This is a genomic window from Parashewanella sp. 2210YD4-3 (assembly GCF_056591735.1).
Window position 1 is genome coordinate 156,361 of record NZ_JBWQOG010000002.1, and the last position, 19,443, is coordinate 175,803.

General features: G+C 41.2%; 14 protein-coding genes. 4 read left to right on the forward strand and 10 right to left on the reverse strand.

Translation table 11 applies throughout. From position 1 onward, the window contains the following. Positions 1 to 20: 20 nt before the first annotated feature. From AC1EU0_RS03955 to mdh, 9 genes are all read right to left on the reverse strand, one after another. Positions 21 to 473: a hypothetical protein gene (locus AC1EU0_RS03955; protein ID WP_480300630.1), complete on the reverse strand. Its 453-nt coding sequence runs from the start codon at positions 471 to 473 to the stop codon at positions 21 to 23. Positions 474 to 585: 112 nt separating this feature from the next. After that, the gene (gene greA, locus AC1EU0_RS03960) at positions 586 to 1,062 is read right to left on the reverse strand and encodes a transcription elongation factor GreA (protein WP_480300631.1); all 477 of its coding nucleotides are present in this window, start codon (positions 1,060 to 1,062) and stop codon (positions 586 to 588) included. A 232-nt stretch (positions 1,063 to 1,294) separates the two neighbouring features. Continuing rightward, complete coding sequence (locus AC1EU0_RS03965; RefSeq protein ID WP_480300632.1) at positions 1,295 to 4,381, reverse strand: efflux RND transporter permease subunit; 3,087 nt, start codon at positions 4,379 to 4,381, stop codon at positions 1,295 to 1,297. Then, complete coding sequence (locus AC1EU0_RS03970) at positions 4,381 to 5,517, reverse strand: efflux RND transporter periplasmic adaptor subunit (protein WP_480300633.1); 1,137 nt, start codon at positions 5,515 to 5,517, stop codon at positions 4,381 to 4,383. Before AC1EU0_RS03970 ends, AC1EU0_RS03965 begins: the two co-directional genes overlap by 1 nt. Positions 5,518 to 5,897: 380 nt before the next feature. Then, positions 5,898 to 9,113 (reverse strand): carbamoyl-phosphate synthase large subunit, encoded by a 3,216-nt coding sequence (gene carB / locus AC1EU0_RS03975; protein WP_480300634.1) that lies wholly within the window; start codon positions 9,111 to 9,113, stop codon positions 5,898 to 5,900. An 18-nt stretch (positions 9,114 to 9,131) separates the two neighbouring features. Next, positions 9,132 to 10,274, reverse strand: coding sequence for a glutamine-hydrolyzing carbamoyl-phosphate synthase small subunit (gene carA / locus AC1EU0_RS03980; RefSeq protein ID WP_480300635.1), 1,143 nt, complete (start codon positions 10,272 to 10,274; stop codon positions 9,132 to 9,134). 265 nt (positions 10,275 to 10,539) lie between these two features. Then, the gene (locus AC1EU0_RS03985; protein ID WP_480300636.1) at positions 10,540 to 10,980 is read right to left on the reverse strand and encodes a hypothetical protein; all 441 of its coding nucleotides are present in this window, start codon (positions 10,978 to 10,980) and stop codon (positions 10,540 to 10,542) included. A 292-nt stretch (positions 10,981 to 11,272) separates the two neighbouring features. Continuing rightward, positions 11,273 to 11,689: a hypothetical protein gene (locus AC1EU0_RS03990; protein WP_480300637.1), complete on the reverse strand. Its 417-nt coding sequence runs from the start codon at positions 11,687 to 11,689 to the stop codon at positions 11,273 to 11,275. Positions 11,690 to 11,913: 224 nt separating this feature from the next. Next, positions 11,914 to 12,849: a malate dehydrogenase gene (gene mdh, locus AC1EU0_RS03995; protein ID WP_480300638.1), complete on the reverse strand. Its 936-nt coding sequence runs from the start codon at positions 12,847 to 12,849 to the stop codon at positions 11,914 to 11,916. A 317-nt stretch (positions 12,850 to 13,166) separates the two neighbouring features. Between mdh and argR the strand changes: the two genes are divergently transcribed. The 3 genes from argR to AC1EU0_RS04010 all read left to right on the forward strand — a co-directional run bounded on the left by argR (position 13,167) and on the right by AC1EU0_RS04010 (position 16,226). Beyond that, positions 13,167 to 13,637: a transcriptional regulator ArgR gene (gene argR / locus AC1EU0_RS04000; RefSeq protein ID WP_480300950.1), complete on the forward strand. Its 471-nt coding sequence runs from the start codon at positions 13,167 to 13,169 to the stop codon at positions 13,635 to 13,637. Between the two features lie 351 nt (positions 13,638 to 13,988). Further along, complete coding sequence (locus AC1EU0_RS04005) at positions 13,989 to 14,534, forward strand: hypothetical protein (RefSeq protein WP_480300639.1); 546 nt, start codon at positions 13,989 to 13,991, stop codon at positions 14,532 to 14,534. 108 nt (positions 14,535 to 14,642) lie between these two features. Further along, positions 14,643 to 16,226: a hypothetical protein gene (locus tag AC1EU0_RS04010; protein ID WP_480300640.1), complete on the forward strand. Its 1,584-nt coding sequence runs from the start codon at positions 14,643 to 14,645 to the stop codon at positions 16,224 to 16,226. Here the strand turns inward: AC1EU0_RS04010 and AC1EU0_RS04015 are convergent. Then, positions 16,154 to 17,095 (reverse strand): Dyp-type peroxidase, encoded by a 942-nt coding sequence (locus AC1EU0_RS04015; RefSeq protein WP_480300641.1) that lies wholly within the window; start codon positions 17,093 to 17,095, stop codon positions 16,154 to 16,156. The genes AC1EU0_RS04010 and AC1EU0_RS04015 overlap by 73 nt on opposite strands. A gap of 150 nt (positions 17,096 to 17,245) precedes the next feature. Here AC1EU0_RS04015 and AC1EU0_RS04020 point away from each other — a divergent pair, with 150 nt between their 5' ends. Then, complete coding sequence (locus AC1EU0_RS04020; RefSeq protein WP_480300642.1) at positions 17,246 to 19,330, forward strand: M13 family metallopeptidase; 2,085 nt, start codon at positions 17,246 to 17,248, stop codon at positions 19,328 to 19,330. Positions 19,331 to 19,443: the final 113 nt, after the last annotated feature.

Sequence of the window (19,443 nt, forward strand, 5' to 3'; positions counted from 1 at the left end):
AAAAATAGAAAGAGATAGAGTCAGGCTTGCTGAATAAAACGGTAAATAAGATTGGACTCTTTCCAACTGTTTAAGCGTGTTGGGTGAGCTTGATGTGTTAACAGCCAGTCAAGTTGCTGATTGAATTGATATTGATAGCCTTTACTAAGAAGAGGCACTGGTGGCAAATCCACTTCAGATAACAATTGGTATTCAGGGTGAATATCATCGTGACTAAATTGAACTAATGAAAGATAACGAAGCGAGTTTGCATGTATAAATTGCGTTGGGTTACTGTCATGAAGCAGTTGTGCCAACTCAATCTGATGAACTTTCACCATTGAAATAGGAAGATGAGATTGAACGCTAGCTTTTATCGGCTGAAATCGGCTAACCTCATGTGAAGAAGGAGAAACTACAGAAGTACTTTCTCCCATTCCATGGCTAGACATCTGACTCAACTGCACTGCTCCAATAACAACAAAAAGTGTCATTAGACAAACAAATACAGTGGATTTTATAGATTGAGTCAATTTCAAACATGCCCCCTTAGGAGCTCGTAATTTAATCGATTTCTAGCCTAAAATGCAAATATATCTAATAAATTTAGATATATTGTACTTCTACAACTTCGAAATCAGTAAGACCACCTGGGGTATTAATGCCCACTTCATCGCCTTCCATTTTGCCGATTAAACCACGAGCAATAGGTGAGTTTACCGAAATCAGGTTCTCTTTAATGTTAGCTTCATCATCACCGACGATTCGATATGTGACTTCTTCATCGGTATCAAGGTTTAAAATGGTCACTGTAGTACCAAAGATGATTTTTCCGGTGTTTTCCATTTTAGTCACATCAATGATTTGAGCGTTCGAAAGCTTACCTTCAATATCACGAACTCGTGCTTCACAAATCCCTTGTTCTTCACGCGCTGCATGATATTCAGCGTTTTCCTTAAGATCACCCAACTCTCTTGCTTCAGCAATGGCTTCTGTAATTTGTGGACGACGCTCAAATTTTAGGTGGTCTAATTCCTTACGAAGCTGATCTGCTCCGACAACCGTCATTGGAACCTTATTCATAATGATTCTCTCTCCTTAAAGCAAAAGAAGCCCGTGCTAATCTCAGTTAACACAGGGGAAAGTTAATATCCTAGAAAAAGCGGTAGACAATAGACTTAAGCCTTATCATCCTATTAAGTGAGATGTAACAATCCTGCTCTTTCGTTCTTTCGTGGAGTAACCATACTCCACATGATGATTTATATTATAGCCTAAGCTTACCCCAAGCAGGAATAATCTTACTAGCCTAATCTTATTTTCGAGTGTGATTTCGTAAGCTGGCTAACGCATCTTCCGCTCTCAACTGTGCCATAGCCACATAGGCCACAGGAACAACGAATAGCGAAAAAAAAGTACCAGCAATCAATCCGCCCACTAGCACTAATCCAATATTGGCAAGCCCTAATGAGCCAGGTCCAGTTGCCAATGCCAGTGGAATGGCACTTAAAATCATGGTTAATGATGTCATCAAAATCGGACGTAATCTTGACTGCGCACTCAAAATTGCCGCATCTATTGCTTTAACACCTTTATCTTGCTGTTTATTGGCAAACTCAACTAATAAAATTCCGTGTTTAGTCACTAATCCAACTAGCGTCAGCAAACCTATTTGCGAATATATGTTGAGGCTTTGGCCGAATATATACAAAGTCAGTAAAGCACCAACCAAGCATAAAGGCACCGTCAGCAGGATAATTAAGGGATCTACAAAGCTTTCAAACTGCGCTGCTAAGATTAAGTATATGAACACTAATGCCAAGAAAAATAACGAAGCAGTACCTCGCTGAGAGTCCATTAGCTCTTTAATGACTCCGTTGTATACAAAGTCTTGAGATGAGGTTAGCTGCGTTGGCACATTATCATCGATGTAATCTTTGATTTGGCTGGTTGAATATCCCGGCGCAATATCAGCGGTAATTTGTGCGCTGTCCATGCCTCCAAAGGTTTTAATACTCGACTCTGCAGTAGCCTCTTTGATGGTCACAAACTGAGACAATGGCAAAGATTGCCCAGAAGCAGAAGTTACATAGAGTTTATTTAGGACATTGAAGTCACCCAAATCTTTTTGATTCACCTGCACTAGAATCGAATAAGTTTGATCATCTTTGGCGTGTAAGTCAGCTGCTTTTACCGACCCTAAAAATACCGACAGAGCATTGGTTACGTCAGAATAACTGACACCAGAAAGTGTAATGGCATTTGGATCTATACTGAGATCATACCTGAGCTGATCCCTCACCAACGAGTTATTAACGTTTGCCAGTCCAGGGTAATTTTTCAAAAGTTGCGTCACCTTTTTAGCCGATTGGCTTAAGGATTCTTTTCCTCGCCGCAGGGCAGTAATTTCGAGCACAACATTTTTACTAATATTTAAGTTGTCAGCATTATAAATACTAAACGAAACCCCGTAAGCCGAAACGGTCTTTTTCGCTTTTTCCATTAAATCACTGATCACATCATTGATGTCTTGCTTTCGTTCTTCCCACGGTTTAAGCAAAATAAAGTTTGTAAGCTGGCTTTCAATAAATGACAAATTAGTACGAACCGCAGGCTCTCCTTTCGATAAGTCATTAATTTGGTTTATATGTTCTAAATGATAGCTACGCCCTACTCCAACAGGCGCTTTCGATATCAATTGAATAAAACCAGAGTCCTCTTGAGGCAGTAATAGCTTCGGTAATTGCCAGTACGCAACGCTTGCCAAAACAACCAATATCGCACCGATACCAAATAAATGCCCTTTTTTAGTCAAAGATCGCTTTAATAAACGAGTATAGGCATCATTTAACTCATGTAGAAATCGATTTACTCTTCTAAACCAGACAGCATAATCAGATGCCGGCTTCAATAAATACGCACTCATCATGGGCGATAGCGTTAATGCAACCATCCCCGAAATGATAACTGCAGCGGCTAGAGTAAACGAAAATTGCTTAAATAAATCTACAGTTAAGCCCGACATTAACCCTATTGGCAGGTATACGGCAGCCAAAGTTAATGTCATTGAAATAACTGGGAAAATAATTTCTTTACAGCCTTTGAGCGCAGCATCAAAAGGGGCATCCCCTTGCTCAATATGTCGATAGCAGTTTTCAACCACAACAATGGCATCATCTACCACCAACCCGATGGCTAAAATAATCGCTAAAATGGTTAACACATTGATGCTAAAGCCAAGGTATGACATCACAGCAAACACACCAATAACACAGACTGGAATAGTGATAATGGGGACTGAAGCTGCTCGTATGCTTCCTAAAAAGATCAGGACCACAATAGAGACGAGCACAATCGCTTCAATTAAAGCAGAAAAGCCCTCATGAATTGAAGCGTTGATAAAGTCGGCTTGATTGTACACCAGCTGCATTTTAATGCTTTGTGGTAAGCGCTTTTGCATGCGCTCGATTTCTTTGACGATTAATGCCGATACTTGAACCGGATTTGCATTCCTTAGCGGTCGCACTTGAATCGCTAACCCTGGCTTTTCATCAATGGATAACTGCGATGGGTTTAAGCTTCTTTCTCCCATTTCTACATCAGCAACATCCGACATACGAATAATGCGATTGTTATCATCTTGCCTGATAACCAATTGTTTAACATCATCGACAGACTGAACTTGAGTAACAGGGTTTAAAGAAAAGTTTCGTGCTTTTCCCACAATAGACCCCGCTGTAAAGCTTGAATTATAAGCATCAAGCACTGTTACCACATCAGCAGTACTGACTTTTAATTCTTTCATTTGATCAGGGTTTAGCCATACTCTTACAGCTCGGTGTGAACCACCGTAAGGCCCCCAAACAGCTCCAACACCATTAATATGTTTAAACTGGGGTACTAATTGCTGCACGATATAATCGTACATTTGTTGTTGAGTCATTCCGCCAGTATTTACAAAGGTAATGATATTGCTACTGCTTGAACCTCCGGCCGAAATGTCATCCGTCACCGTCGGCTTGTTCACCATAGCACTGGGGAAGTCATCAATCGCTTCGATGCTGGAACGTAGTTTATTCATCAAATTAGTGTATTCGATGTCATTCGTATCATCGGTAAATTTAATATTTAACGTACAACTACCAATATTACAATTGGTCGTCATAATTTCGACTTTATCAAGCCCACCTACGGCTGCAATTAATTTATCTGCAACATTGCTAGACATAAAATCGGCACTGGCACCAGGAACAGATGCGCTTACTGAAGCTGTATGTTTGGTATGCTCTGGAAAGTATTGAATTTCGAGTTTTTGAAAAGCGATGATCCCAAATAGCACCGCCATAATACTCAATATTGAAGCAAATATTGGATGACGAATACAGACTTCTGGCAATTGCATCAGTGAGAGACTCCATTATCAGTATGAGGTGTGGCAGAAGAGGTCTTGTCTGGTTTATCTTGCTTAGGTTCTAGAATACGAATTATCGAATTAGAAGTAAGGTTTTGCATGCCTGTTTTCACTACCAACTCATCTTGCTTTAAGCCTTGAGTAACCGCTACATAACCGTTGTTGGTATTTTTTCCTAGCTTTACATCACGCTTTTTAACTCGATTTTTTGTAACCACCCACACATATCGTTCTTCATTATTTGCTTGCACCGAATTTTGCGGCACTAGCAGTTGAGTTTCACGATGACCAAAGTAATGCTTAATTTTGGCGAACATTCCCGGAGCTAAGGCGTAGTCAGGGTTATCCAATTTTGCTCTAATGGTTACTCGACCCGAATTAGGATCAATGGCTGGTGCTACATAGCTGACCTGACCATAAAAGGTGCGATCTTTATACGCATCGACGGTAACACTGACACGTTGACCTTTGTTTGCTTTACCAAAGTCTTTTTGGCTAACGGCGTAATCGACTTCAACAGGTGTTAATTGATATAAAGTAACTAAAGCCGTATCTGCCGCAATGTGACTACCTACGGATTGGGTAAAGCTGGTTAACTGACCATCGAAAGGCGCAATGATCTGATAGTCTTTCATCGCTGCGAGTTTTTGTTGATAATCCGCTTTAGCTAAATCTAATTTTTCTTTAACTTCATCAACATTTTGTTTTGATAACGCGTAAGGTTCACGTTGCAGTAGGTCATTAATCCTATCAACATTAGTTTGAGCCAGTGCTAAGCTACTTTTGGATTTGTCTAAGTCAGCTTTCGCTTCGGTGTTATCGAGCTGTGCAATCAAGTCACCTTTTCGGACTTTATCGCCGTTATTAAAATAAATCTTGGTGATTTTATTAGCAGCAGTGAAGCTTAAATCTGAGGAAGCTACAGCTCGCAGCTTGCCAACCTCCTGAACGAGATCGTAAAAATAACCTTGCTTTACAGACTCGACCGTAACCGCAACGGGCTGAGGTGTCTGTTGTTTTTTGTCCTTAGCAAGACTGGATAGTGGTGAAATTAAAAATAGAATACAGGCACCTAGCGATGCCATAACTAACCATTTTTTAGAAAAATTGGGAAATGCAATCCCCATGTGTTCAACTCCTCTGACAAACCAAAGGGTTAAGTGGAAGCAATGAGAATGTGTAATGATTTATGATCACTGATGCGATTCAAATATATAACATTCATTAAAAAAGCGAGCCTATTTTGGCTCACCTTTCCCACTCAACACTACAGAAACCAAACATTAAGCTAAGTCAATGCAGAATTAGCCTGTTATTTAGACTGATTCAAGCGCTAATTGGTTCAAACTTAAGTTAAATTCAATCTTATTAATGAATAAGCTGACCTATGTAGCTAGTATGATCCCTAATCGGAGTTTTTGCCGAAAATATAAACAAAAAGGCTGCAATATTGCAGCCTTTTTAACAATTGAAACTTAATTTCAATCTGTTTCAAGCAAGAGGATACTTAGATATTCTCATGAATTTCTTGTACTGAACGCACCGTCTTACGCTCATCCACATTGTGTGACATACACGCTGCAAACGCGGCATTCAATGTCGTAGTGTAATTCACTTTATGACGAAGCGCTGCACGACGTAACTGACGAGAATCCTCAATCGCTTGACGACCTTCAGTGGTGTTTACCATGTAGCTGTATTCACCATTCTTGATGCGGTCAAGAATGTGCGGACGACCTTCGTGTACCTTGTTCACAAGACGTGGATTGATTCCAGCTTCACCCAGTATCACAGCCGTGCCATGAGTCGCATCCAACTCATAACCTAACTTAATAAGCTGAGCCGCAAGCTCTACCACACGCTTTTTATCACTGTTGCGAACTGATAACAGTGCACGTCCAGACTTAGGGATATCAGACATCGCACCTAAACAAGCCTTAGCATAAGCTTCAGCGAAGGTATCACCTGTTCCCATTACTTCACCCGTAGAGCGCATTTCAGGGCCAAGTAAAGGGTCAACACCGGGGAATTTATTAAATGGCAGTACTACTTCTTTTACAGAGTACATGCTTGGGATCACTTCTTTAGTGAAACCTTGCTCAGCCAAAGATTGCCCCGCCATCGCACGCGCTGCTATTTTCGCAAGTGGTACGCCTGTCGCTTTAGACACAAATGGCACGGTACGAGCTGCACGTGGGTTAACTTCAATCATATATATTTCGTTATCTTTCACGGCAAACTGTACGTTCATTAAACCAATCACGCCCAACTCTAAAGCAAGCTCGCGAACGTACTCACGCATTTGAGCTTGGATTTCTTGACTTAGGCTGTATGGAGGTAACGAACAACCTGAGTCACCTGAGTGAACACCCGCTTGCTCGATGTGCTCCATAATAGCACCGACAACGACATCTTTACCGTCAGATACGGCATCAATATCCACTTCAATCGCATTATCTAGGAAGTAGTCTAATAGTACTGGCGAGTCGTTCGATACACGTACAGCTTCGTTAAAGTAGCGCAGTAAGTCTTCTTGGTCGTATACGATTTCCATTGCACGACCACCTAATACATAAGATGGACGCACAACCAATGGATAACCAATACGTTCAGCCGCATGCACTGCTGCTTCAACGGTCGTGACGGTATCATTTTCTGGTTGCTTTAAGCCAAGCTGATTAATCGCGCCTTGGAAACGTTCACGGTCTTCTGCACGGTCAATCGCATCTGGGCTCGTACCAATAATAGGCACGCCTGCTTCTTCAAGTGCTTTGGCTAACTTAAGTGGCGTTTGACCACCGTATTGAACAATCACGCCCTTGGGATTTTCAACACGTACGATTTCCAATACGTCTTCAAGTGTTACTGGCTCGAAGTACAAACGATCAGAAGTATCATAGTCGGTTGATACGGTTTCAGGGTTACAGTTCACCATAATGGTTTCGTAACCGTCTTCGCGCATCGCTAATGCCGCATGAACACAGCAGTAATCGAATTCGATACCTTGACCAATACGGTTTGGACCACCACCCAACACCATGATTTTTTCACGATCCGATGGATTGGCTTCACACTCTTCTTCATAGGTCGAGTACATGTAAGCGGTATCTGTTGCAAACTCAGCCGCACAAGTATCGACTCGCTTGTAAACTGGAAGCACACCTAAGCGATTACGAAGAACGCGAATATCGTTATCAGAAACTCTTAGTAATTCGGCGAGACGAGCATCAGCAAATCCCTTACGCTTTAATTTACGCAAGAAAGCTTCATCCAGTTCTGTCACCGACATTTCTTGAAGCTCAGATTCAAGCTTGATCAGCTCTTCAATTTGCACTAAGAACCAGTGGTCAATACCTGTCAGCTTATAGATAGCATCAACCGATAAACCAATACGGAACGCATCAGCCACATACCAAATACGTTCTGAACCCGGCTCTTGTAACTCGTGACGAATTTTAGAAATCGCGTTTTTGTCATCTAAGTCTGTAATGGGGTCAAAACCATTTTTACCCACTTCAAGACCACGCAAAGCTTTTTGCACTGATTCTTGGAAAGTACGACCAATCGCCATGACCTCACCAACAGATTTCATTTGCGTGGTAAGGCGATCATTCGCTCCTGCAAATTTTTCAAAGTTGAAGCGAGGGATCTTAGTCACAACATAGTCAATCGATGGTTCGAATGAGGCAGGAGTTTGACCACCTGTAATGTCATTCTGAAGTTCATCTAAAGTGAAACCAACCGCTAATTTAGCGGCGATTTTAGCAATCGGGAAGCCTGTTGCTTTAGACGCTAATGCTGACGAACGAGATACACGCGGGTTCATCTCGATGATCACCATACGTCCATCTTTAGGGTTGATACCGAACTGTACGTTTGAACCACCCGTTTCAACACCAATTTCACGAAGTACCGCAAGCGATGCATTACGCATCAACTGATACTCTTTGTCTGTCAGTGTTTGAGCCGGAGCAACAGTGATTGAGTCTCCGGTATGAACGCCCATAGCGTCGAAGTTTTCAATGGCGCAGACAATAATACAGTTGTCATTGCGGTCACGAACCACTTCCATTTCGTACTCTTTCCAACCAATTAATGATTCGTCGATCAATAATTCATTGGTTGGTGACAGTTCAAACCCCTTTGAACAAATCTCTTCAAATTCTTCACGGTTATAGGCAATACCACCACCGGTGCCACCCATGGTGAACGATGGACGGATAATACAAGGGAAGCCAACTTGTTCAAGCACTTGATAGGCTTCATCCATGTTATGAGCGATATCAGCACGTGGACACTCTAAACCAATGCTCTTCATAGCTTTGTCGAAACGGCTGCGATCTTCTGCCTTATCAATCGCATCGGCTGTCGCGCCGATCATTTCAACATTAAACTCTTCAAGTACGCCTTTTGCTTCAAGCTCTAATGCACAGTTAAGTGCCGTTTGACCACCCATAGTAGGTAGAACCGCATCTGGACGTTCTTTCGCAATGATATTACGAACCACTTCCCAGTGAATTGGCTCGATGTAGGTCGCATCAGCCATTTCAGGATCGGTCATAATGGTGGCAGGGTTAGAGTTCACCAGAATGACTCGGTAGCCTTCTTCTCGTAATGCTTTACAAGCTTGAGCGCCTGAATAATCAAATTCACACGCCTGACCGATTACGATCGGTCCCGCACCTAAAATTAAGATGCTTTTTATGTCTGTACGTTTTGGCATTTCTCGGCTACCCCAGAGTTACAGCTTTTGTTGAAGGTGGTTTTCAATCAGTTCGATAAAGTGATCGAACAAAGGTGCGCAATCATGCGGTCCTGGACTGGCTTCAGGGTGACCCTGAAAGCTAAATGCAGGCTTATCCGTTAAGTGGATCCCTTGTAAGGAACCATCAAATAGCGATTTATGTGTCACTTTAATGTTACTTGGCAAACTGGCTTCATCAGCAGCAAAACCGTGGTTTTGGCTGGTGATCATTACCGTGCCTTTATCCGTATCACCTACAGGATGGTTAGCACCGTGATGACCAAACTTCATCTTCAGTGTTTTCGCACCTGAAGCCAGAGCCAACAATTGGTGACCCAAACAAATACCAAATACTGGAATGTCGGTTTTTAAGATTTCTTGAATCGCTTCAATCGCATAATCACATGGCTCAGGATCGCCCGGACCATTTGATAAGAACACACCATCCGGATTCATGGCTAACACTTCGCTAGCCGGAGTCTTAGCTGGAACCACGGTGACATCACAACCGCGGTCAACCAACATTCTTAAAATGTTACGCTTAACACCATAGTCGTATGCCACGATTTTATATTTAAGCTCTGACTCTGGTGTATCACTTGGTAATCCACCTACCAAGCGCCAGCTTCCACTGCGCCATTGATACTTTGAATCAGTAGTAACTTCTTTGGCTAAGTCCATGCCTTTTAAGCCGGGAAATGCTTTCGCTTCCACTAGGGCTTTTTCAATATCGTCACCAACTAAAATACAACCGGACTGAGAACCTTTTTCACGCAAAATGCGTGTCAGCATACGTGTATCAATATCGGCTATGCCTACGACGTTGTTGCTTTTAAGGTAATCACTGAGAGATTGTTGGTTACGGAAGTTACTGGCGAGAAGGGGAAGGTCACGAATGATTAAGCCAGTGGCATGAATGCTATCGGATTCTGTATCTTCTGAGTTAGTGCCGGTATTTCCAATGTGGGGGTAAGTAAGAGTGACGATTTGACGAGAATAAGAAGGATCAGTTAGTATTTCTTGGTATCCTGTCATCGAAGTATTAAAAACCACTTCTCCGACGGCTGAACCACTGGCACCAATTGCGGTACCTTTAAAAACCGTCCCATCTTCGAGTACGAGTAAGGCAGACTGTGTCAACACGACCTCCGAAAGAGCCAAGCTATTGAAATTTAATAATTTTTAATTATCAACTCCTTGCAAAAATCCCATAAATACTGAAATTTTGGCAAATTGCGCAGATTTTACATGAGAAACGTGATCTCGTCTACAAAAATGGAATTAAAAGAAACAACCTCGAAAAACAATAAAAGCTATAATTATCATACAGATAAAGGTAGGCAGACACTTTTAAAAACGCTAGTTTCTCTTTAGAGAACAAAGAGTAATGACCTAGTCTTAAAAATTAATCTCGAGCTAACTGTAGATGTGTTGGAGAATCAAAATAGCCACGACAACGACTACTTCGACATTTATCGTAAACCATCATACAAGTATATGCCCCCAACACTCCTCCAAGGATACCTCCTCCAACTCCACCACCACAGCTTAAACATAAGCCAGCTATTGACTGATGACCTGAGAGAACAGCTAACGTAGCCGCCGCATCGCTCGGTAAACTAAGACATACCATTCCCGTAGCAGCTGCATAGCCAGTGCGTTCATCACATTTAGGTATGAAAAAACGCCCCGCTTTTATCACCACTTCATATACACGTTTACCGATTCTGAGTAGTCCTTGGCCATTTCCTTGAGCATCAAGCTTCCGAAGTAATAAAGATTGCTCTGTCGAAATTCGGTACTCTCGGCTATCTGAATTCACTGAATTTATAGTCCCGCCAGCCATTCTATTACCTTAACTATCGATTAAATCAGAACAATAATGTTAGTGATTAAGACGTAAAAAAACTGCTAAAAGCCATTAAGTTTTGATTAACAAAAGTTTAATTTTGGAAAGATGAGATATAATCAGAAACAGAGCTATTGAGGCGAGTATAACTTTCAGGATTAGATTTTGCGTGAGAATCATCCCAGTATCTTGTATAAGCAGTTATTGCTAACCGATAGCTAAAAATTATCCGTCTAAAAGAAAATGTTTAGACTACAGCGCGACGTCAAGAATCAAGCCACAGAAGAAGTTATTCATGAAGCATTTTTTGTGAATTAGGTGCCTGCCCTTCAGAATTTGCATTTTCAAAGTTTGGAACAATGCTAACAATATAACCAGCAAAAATACCTCCAGCCCCCCCGGCTACTCCTCCTCCAGTAATCTCCGCAATAGCTTCAATAAGAGCAGGACAAACAGGGTAGCTATTTGGCAACTGTGTTGCACATATTGGAGCGGCTATAGCCACAGTGCATACCAAAAAAGTGATAACGCCTGTGATACAAGCACACTTGGCAACGCCTTCCTTTTCACACCTAGGAGTTAACAAGTATGTGATTCCATTACAACTAAAAAGTTGACTTTGCGAAGAGGTTTGCGGCTCGCTTTTTGCTAAAGTTTGGTATGTTTTTTGTGGTGAACCAGCGGTAATCGATTGATTTGCTCCCATACAACCTCTTCATCTTTATCATTACTTCAAATAATCCCAATAACTCTAAAAGCTGTTCATGGTTAGTTTTGGAATTTAGCTTAGGTCAATGACTCTAGATTGTTAGCCGTTAAATTTACAGCCTTATTCAATTAATATGACGTTAAACAAAATTTACTTTAAAGAATTCCAGGCATAAAAAAAGCGAAGCACTTAGCTTCGCTTTAGTGAATCCTAACCGGAAGTTATTTTACAAACTCAACACCGATTTGAATGTCACCTTTTAGGGTTTCAAGCATAGAATCACGCGCGTCCGCTTCAAATGCACTTACTTCACCATAAGGCAGTATTTCTTCTACACCATTTTTACCTAAACGAACTGGTTGAGCGAAGAACTCTGCATGTTCACTGCCACCGTCAACATAAGCACACTCGATAACGTTTTCTTCACCTTGAAGACCACGTACTAGAGATAGACCGAAACGACATGCCGCTTGCCCCATAGATAGAGTCGCGCTACCGCCGCCTGCTTTTGCTTCCACAACTTCAGTACCTGCGTTTTGAATACGCTTAGTTAAAGCTGCCACTTCTTCATCAGAGAAGTTTACACCTTCAATTTGAGAAAGTAACGGAAGAATAGTCACACCACTGTGGCCACCAATCACATTGATGTTCACATCTTCAGGCTTAAGACCTTTCGCTTCAGCAACAAAAGTTTCAGAACGGATAACATCAAGGGTAGTAACACCGAACAAACGGCTTTTATCATAAACGCCTGCTTTCTTTAGTACTTCAGCAGCAATAGCAACAGTAGTATTTACAGGGTTAGTAATCACACCAATAAGTGCCTTAGGGCAAGTAGCTGCAACTTTTTCGATTAGGTTACGAACAATACCTGCGTTGATGTTAAATAGATCAGAGCGATCCATGCCTGGCTTACGTGCTACACCCGCTGAAATCAATACTACGTCAGCACCTTCTAGTGCAGGAGCTGCGTCTTCACCCGCGAAACCTTTTACTTCAACGTCCGTTGGAATGTGGCTTAAATCAACTGCAACACCTGGTGTTACTGGCGCGATATCATATAAAGATAGCTTTGAGCCAGAAGGTAATTGAGTTTTTAATAGTAGGGCAAGAGCTTGGCCGATACCGCCAGCCGCGCCTAGTACAGCAACTTTCATAATTGTCTCCGATGATTCGCAGGATTTGTGATCTTAGTCAAATTTCTGCGGCAACCATACTGTAATGTGATTCAAATTTCAATAAATCTGTGAAACAGTCAGCTAGATTTATTTACGACGATTGGCAATTCAAAACGCTACTTTTAAAGGGGTTTAAGCCAAGTTGTAAACTTGTGTTTCCTCTCCTCACAAATGCATTTTTATGCAGCCTTATGCAGTTTGTTTGACACTTTAATTGGCAGTGTGCAAAAATTCGTTTACTTCGAATGTATCAATAGCAGGATGTTGGCGATACCTTCACGGATAATAAAGACATCATTATGACTATTAAAAATCAAAACGAATTAGTAAAAGCGTTCAAAAATTTATTAAAAGAAGAACGCTTTGGTTCTCAAGGCGAAATTGTTAATGCTCTTCAAGCTGAAGGCTTTACCAATATTAACCAATCTAAAGTATCTAGAATGCTTAGCAAGTTTGGAGCTGTGAGAACCCGAAATGCCAAACAAGAAATGGTATACTGCCTTCCAGCTGAATTAGGCGTTCCTACCGCTGGTAGCCCACTTAAAAATCTAGTGCTAGACGTTGACCATAATGCGGCTATGATCGTAGTTAGAACTAGCCCAGGAGCTGCACAGCTAATCGCTCGTTTACTTGACTCCATCGGCAAACCCGAAGGTATTTTAGGTACGATTGCAGGTGACGATACTATCTTCATTTGCCCTGCAAACCTTGAAGATATGGACGCTATTCTCGAAACGGTGAAATCTTTGTTTAATTACTCTGAGTAATTTAACCTCAGCTCTGCATAACGAAATCAATAACATTTTGATTTAAAATACAAACCTTAAATTTTTATCTACAGTGCGGCTAATTTTGTGTAGTTCAAGGCAGAACAGTTCGTAATAGCCTGTCTATTACGGGCTGTTCTAACACAGAAATACGCGAAAGTAGCTGTACTGTAGAGGTTGGCTTATACAGAGCTGAGGTTAATATAAAAGTACCTCTCTATAGCAGAGCTCAATGCTCTGCTTTTTTATATTCAATCCTGACTCAAATCTAAACAGAACAACAATTTAATTTGCGGCACAGACTCTCTATTTATATTGTGAACGATGTAACTTCTATAGAGATCTAAGCAAATGAAAACACCAATTACATATTTAATTGCATCCATTTCATTACTTGCAAGCTACTCCTGCTTTGCTGAGCAGCTCATTCCGATTACGTTACCGGGTAAAATTGAAACAGTGAATTCGATTGTTATTGATAATGATACGGCATCACCTATGGGAATATGGCTCGACAAAAGCACCAACGTATACATGACCAGCGCATCGAATAAGATAAAAAATTATTCTAATGGTGGCAATTATCGCATCAATTTTAATATCCCCAACGACGATGCTCAAGCGGCTAAAGCTAGTAGTCATTTAAACTTCTTTTTGGGGATAGGGATCAACGGGCAAGCCCGTATGTTGGGGCATTCTCAATGTACTGCTGATTTAAACATTGATCTTGGTACCCGCTCTCTCACTATATCAAATGGCAGTTGCGATAACGGTCCAGGGCTAGAAGACTATCAACTAAAAATGACCTTTGATGGCAATGAAAGCGCAAGCATTGATGATATTACTCTTGATTCAGCTCGAATGCCTGATGTTCAAGTTACTTTGACACACAAATAAAATTGGCAGTCGTCATGATGTTAAAAGCTTTGCTATCAGGGGCTTTTAAGCAGTTCATATAAACGCGCCCGCTGTTATAAACCTAAAAATGAGTTCACTAAATAACTTATGGCTTTCATTCCAGCTCAAACAAGTTCTGTCTCACCACCTTCAGAAATGTGTAGTTCGCCAGTTTTTTATCCTGCCAATACACCGGCTTACTTCAACTATGGTCATTTATATTTTAATGTCTGCTTACAACCTATACCGAATTACACACCAGTGGCAGGCAATCAACAGGCTCAACAAGTACTTTACTTTGATAGTGTTCAGCCACCTAATGTTTATCCTCAAAATTACTTTACATACGAGGTTTCACCTCCCTACCCTTATCATGAAAGGCATCAAGCATTAACCTCTGTTCACTTACTGACGGCTCCTATTCATCAAGGAGAAGTCGTTAATGAGCGAACAGAGCGGCGACTAAATGGTCTAATTAATAAATGCAAAACATTAGCAGAATTGAAAGAGATCATTATTGCGGGAAAAAACATATCACAACCAGCAGGTTGGAACGTTCTACTTATCGAGAAAATGCTTAAAAAGTGCATTAAACTAGGCAAAAGTGATAAAGAGGTCAATCGTACCGAAATACAGGTAGTGATTAATTTAATCATGAGCTTGCCCTCACAATTCATAACTGAAACAAACGTTCGCCTTAGATACTCACCTAAAACGATTACTTTATTTCTCAAAGCATGTGCACTCACGCAAGATATAGAAAGAGCAAAACAAATACTCATTGAAAGAAACGGTAAAGAAAGTTGGCTTACCTGCTGGGGGATTTCTGCCAATATCAAACATATCAACACTTTCATTTTGGTTTGTGTAGCCACTAAAGAGTGGGGAATTGTATGGGAAGCAATTAATAACAATAGCCTGATATTAAAGAATGGAAACCACACACCGAATACCGAAACTTGTTTAAACCTACTGAGACTGTGCGCTAAAACAAAACATTTTGAAGAAGCCAAATGGCTGTTATTTGGTGACAAAGAGCATAAGAGCTTTGTTTCAAAACACAACATAACCCCGGAATACAAAGTGATACGGGAATTTCTCATCACTTGCTTCGCTGCACAAAAAGCGCTTGTGTCTAGAGATGAGTTAATCGATGCTATAAATCTGTGGAAAATCCCAATGAAGCCGCTATTGCGGGCCTATACAGCGACACTCGAACCGGACAAATTTGAGGAAGCCATTAATGTTGGGCTAGCAGAAAAGGCTTTTCTCCCTAGTTTAGGATTGAATGATAATTGCCTTAAATTTAGTTTCCAGACAATATTTGCTAAGTGCTCAAAGGGTGATATGGACACCCTTGGTATACCCTTTGAATTTGCCAAACTTTTATTTGAATACCATGTCATGACGAGCGGTCATACTGTTTTACAATTTACAACAGATCCAAATTGGGGGAATCACCTAAGACACAAATTGGCAAAATTTTCCAAGGAGGCATTAAACAGAGCCTTTGTTAATACCTTAGCCACTCCGAATAGTTTTCGATATCTACCTGAAGACACGAGTATAAATTCCTCCAATTCGAAACATACTTCATCAGAGGAACTGGAACAACAAGCTTACCTTTCTCCTGCAGCACCTAACAAAAAGTCTAACGATGGTGCAAAAAATGATGATCCTGTCAGCGCTTGAGTAAATTGCATTAGCCTATCACTTTGACCATGATCATCACCTTTAACCATGCTATGAAGCATGGCTTCGAAGTGAGTTGGTGTTTTACATACCGAAATGAACATCAAGCCTTGTTGACCCAATGAACCATAAGGCATGCTTTGTCTCAGGATTTCTTTACTATTGCCATGCTCATCTTTTAAGTTCACCCGCTTTACATGACTGCTCGGTAGTTTTTCGTGTGCAGCATATTCAACATCATCTTGTTTAGTACGGCCGATAATGTCTTCTTGTTCTTTTTGGGCTAAGCCGTGCCATGTTTTGAGCTTATGGGCGTATTTTTGAACATGCACATAACTGCCTGACTGAAATAATGGCTCTTCTTCATCGACTAAAGCTACCTTTTGACGTTGACGCCCTTTCGGGTTCTCGGTGCCATCAACAAAGCCTGTTAAGTCGCGACTATCCATATAACGGAAACCACGCTCTTCATCCACCAGCTCAACTAACCCTTCTAGCATTTGATTAATTTCATTGGCCACCAAATGTAAGACATCATAACGGTCACAACGAATATGGAAAAATAAATCGAACTCAATAGCTGGAGCATAAAGATCATGGTGTTGAACAGCAGGGAAAGGACGTAAAAGTGCCGGTCTTTCATTTGGATAAAGCGTATCCCAATAATTTGCACCTATGGCTAAAAACCCATTAAAAGCACTATCGGCATATTGATCAGTAAGCTCATATAAATACTGGGCAACCGACGCTAGGCATGGTCTAAGTTGAGCTTCTACATTATCTTCAGCGTTATACATCAAATAAACGCTGTGCAGATTTCCTTCAGCACAAATACCTAGTTGCTCCCTTGGCATTATATCTATTTCCATTCGTTGCTCTCCGATTCAGTCATGGTAAACAAATCTTTAAACTAGTTCACGATTTATCTACAAAAAATAGAAATTTAGGATCATTGTATGTTGTTTAAAAATTCGCTAGCGTAGCGAGTGCAATTTTAACCAGCTCTTAGGGATCACTCAATGAATAATCTCCTTCTAAGCAGCATTACCCTTTCGATTATATTAGGCCTAACGGCTTGTTCAAATGATAAGACGATAAACACTCAATCACCGTCTCCGTCATCTAATAACTTGCTCAACAATAAACAAGCCTTGACTTCTGGAATTGATTTCAAAAACTTCGATCGTAATGTGCGTCCTCAAGATAACTTCTATCAATATGTCAATGGAACTTGGCTTAACAATGCCAAGATCCCAAGTGACCGAACCAGCATAGGCGCCTTTTATGATTTAAGAGAACATGCCAGAGATGATGTAAAAGCCATCATAGAAAATACAGCCGAGCAACCAAACCTCAAACCCGGCTCTGATGAGAAAAAAATGGCAGACTTATATCGCTCCTTTATGGATACTCAGCGACTAAACGCCCTTGGCCTCAGTCCCGTTTATCCTGAATTTCATAGCGCTAATGCCATTAAGAGTAAAAATCAATTAGTGAACTATTTTGCCCAAAGCCAAATCCATGGTGGCAATAGTCCTATGGCATTTTACATTGATGTCGATGCCAAAAATTCCAGTCGTTACGCCACGCACATTTGGCAATCAGGTCTGAGCCTTCCAAATAGAGACTATTATCTCGATAAAACCCAACGCTTTGTTGAGCTACGTCATGCCTACCTCAAACACATTCAAACCATGTTTGAGCTAGCTAAACTGCCGAATCCACGCCACAGTGCTCAAACGGTATTATCGCTAGAAACAGCCATCGCTAAGTTGCAGTGGGATAAGGTAAAAACTCGTGACAGCTCCAAAACCTACAACCTGTATCAAACTAAAAACTTAACTGAGCTTGCGCCACAAATTCCATGGAAGCGTTACCTCAAAACATTGGGCGCTGATAAGCAGAAAGACATCATTATCAATCAACCGAGCTTTATTTCAGGCCTTGGAAAATTAATCCAATCTCGAAGCCTCAGTGATTGGAAAACTTATTTAACTTGGCATAGCCTATCAGATTCAGCCAACCTGTTATCTGAACCGTTTGTAAAAGAAAACTTTAACTTTTTCTCTAAAACCTTAAACGGTCAAGAAGCTCAGGAACCTCGCTGGAAACGTGGTGTTTCAGTGGTAAATGGCCTGTTAGGAGAGGTAGTAGGCAAAGTCTACGTCAAGCAACACTTTAAGCCTGCAGCCAAGGCAAGAATGAAGCAGCTTGTTGAAAATCTGCGAGATGCTTACGGTAGCAGTATTGATGATCTTACTTGGATGAGTGCTGCCACCAAGGCCGCCGCTCGTGAAAAGTTAGCTAAATTCACCCCTAAAATTGGTTATCCGAATAAGTGGAAAGACTACAGCAAACTTGTTATTAAACCGGACGACTTGGTTGGCAATGTTCGACGTTCAGCGGTGCTCCGTCACCAAAAATCCCTCGCTAAATTAAACAAGCCCGTCGATCCTAGTGAGTGGTTTATGACACCACAAACCGTCAATGCTTACTACAATCCCACCATGAACGAAATCGTCTTCCCTGCCGCGATTCTGCAGCCACCTTTTTTCAATATGGCCGCTGACGATGCGGTAAATTATGGCGGCATCGGCGCGGTTATCGGTCATGAAATGGGGCATGGATTTGATGATCAAGGCTCTAAGTACGATGGCGACGGTAACTTGAAAAACTGGTGGACACCGAACGATTTGAGTGAGTTTAATAAGCGCACTAAGGAACTGGTTGATCAATATAATGGCTACTATGTCTTTAAAGACTTGCATGTGAACGGCAAATTAACCTTAGGAGAAAACATCGGAGATTTATCAGGCATTACCATCGCTTATAAAGCCTACAAAAAATCGTTGAATGGCATGCCTGCGCCTATCATTGATGGACTTACTGGAGATCAACGTTTCTTTATTGGATTTACCCAAATATGGCGAGCCAAGTTTAAAGAAAAAGCCGCACGAAATCGTGTTGCTACCGATCCTCATTCTCCACCAGAATTCCGTTCATTAGGAGCACTATCCAACTCCCCTGCTTTCTATAAAGCCTTTAACGTGAAGCCGGGTGATAAGATGTATCTTCCACCAAATAAACGCGTGAAGATCTGGTAGGTTTCTGTATCAAAGCCGCATATATTGCGGCTTTTTTTGCTAAATCACCATTAGAATGATAATTTCACTGCAATTTTTCAAAACGAAATCGTATTAAAGACTGTTGGTATTTG

Coding starts and splice junctions, on each gene's coding strand:
- AC1EU0_RS03985 (WP_480300636.1), bottom strand. CDS start 10,980: ATGGCTGGCGGGACTATAAATTCAGTGAATTCAGATAGCCGAGAGTAC.
- AC1EU0_RS03970 (WP_480300633.1), bottom strand. CDS start 5,517: ATGGGGATTGCATTTCCCAATTTTTCTAAAAAATGGTTAGTTATGGCA.
- AC1EU0_RS04020 (WP_480300642.1), top strand. CDS start 17,246: ATGAATAATCTCCTTCTAAGCAGCATTACCCTTTCGATTATATTAGGC.
- greA (WP_480300631.1), bottom strand. CDS start 1,062: ATGAATAAGGTTCCAATGACGGTTGTCGGAGCAGATCAGCTTCGTAAG.
- AC1EU0_RS04005 (WP_480300639.1), top strand. CDS start 13,989: ATGAAAACACCAATTACATATTTAATTGCATCCATTTCATTACTTGCA.
- AC1EU0_RS03965 (WP_480300632.1), bottom strand. CDS start 4,381: ATGCAATTGCCAGAAGTCTGTATTCGTCATCCAATATTTGCTTCAATA.
- AC1EU0_RS03955 (WP_480300630.1), bottom strand. CDS start 473: ATGACACTTTTTGTTGTTATTGGAGCAGTGCAGTTGAGTCAGATGTCT.
- carB (WP_480300634.1), bottom strand. CDS start 9,113: ATGCCAAAACGTACAGACATAAAAAGCATCTTAATTTTAGGTGCGGGA.
- AC1EU0_RS04015 (WP_480300641.1), bottom strand. CDS start 17,095: ATGGAAATAGATATAATGCCAAGGGAGCAACTAGGTATTTGTGCTGAA.
- AC1EU0_RS04010 (WP_480300640.1), top strand. CDS start 14,643: ATGGCTTTCATTCCAGCTCAAACAAGTTCTGTCTCACCACCTTCAGAA.
- AC1EU0_RS03990 (WP_480300637.1), bottom strand. CDS start 11,689: ATGGGAGCAAATCAATCGATTACCGCTGGTTCACCACAAAAAACATAC.
- mdh (WP_480300638.1), bottom strand. CDS start 12,849: ATGAAAGTTGCTGTACTAGGCGCGGCTGGCGGTATCGGCCAAGCTCTT.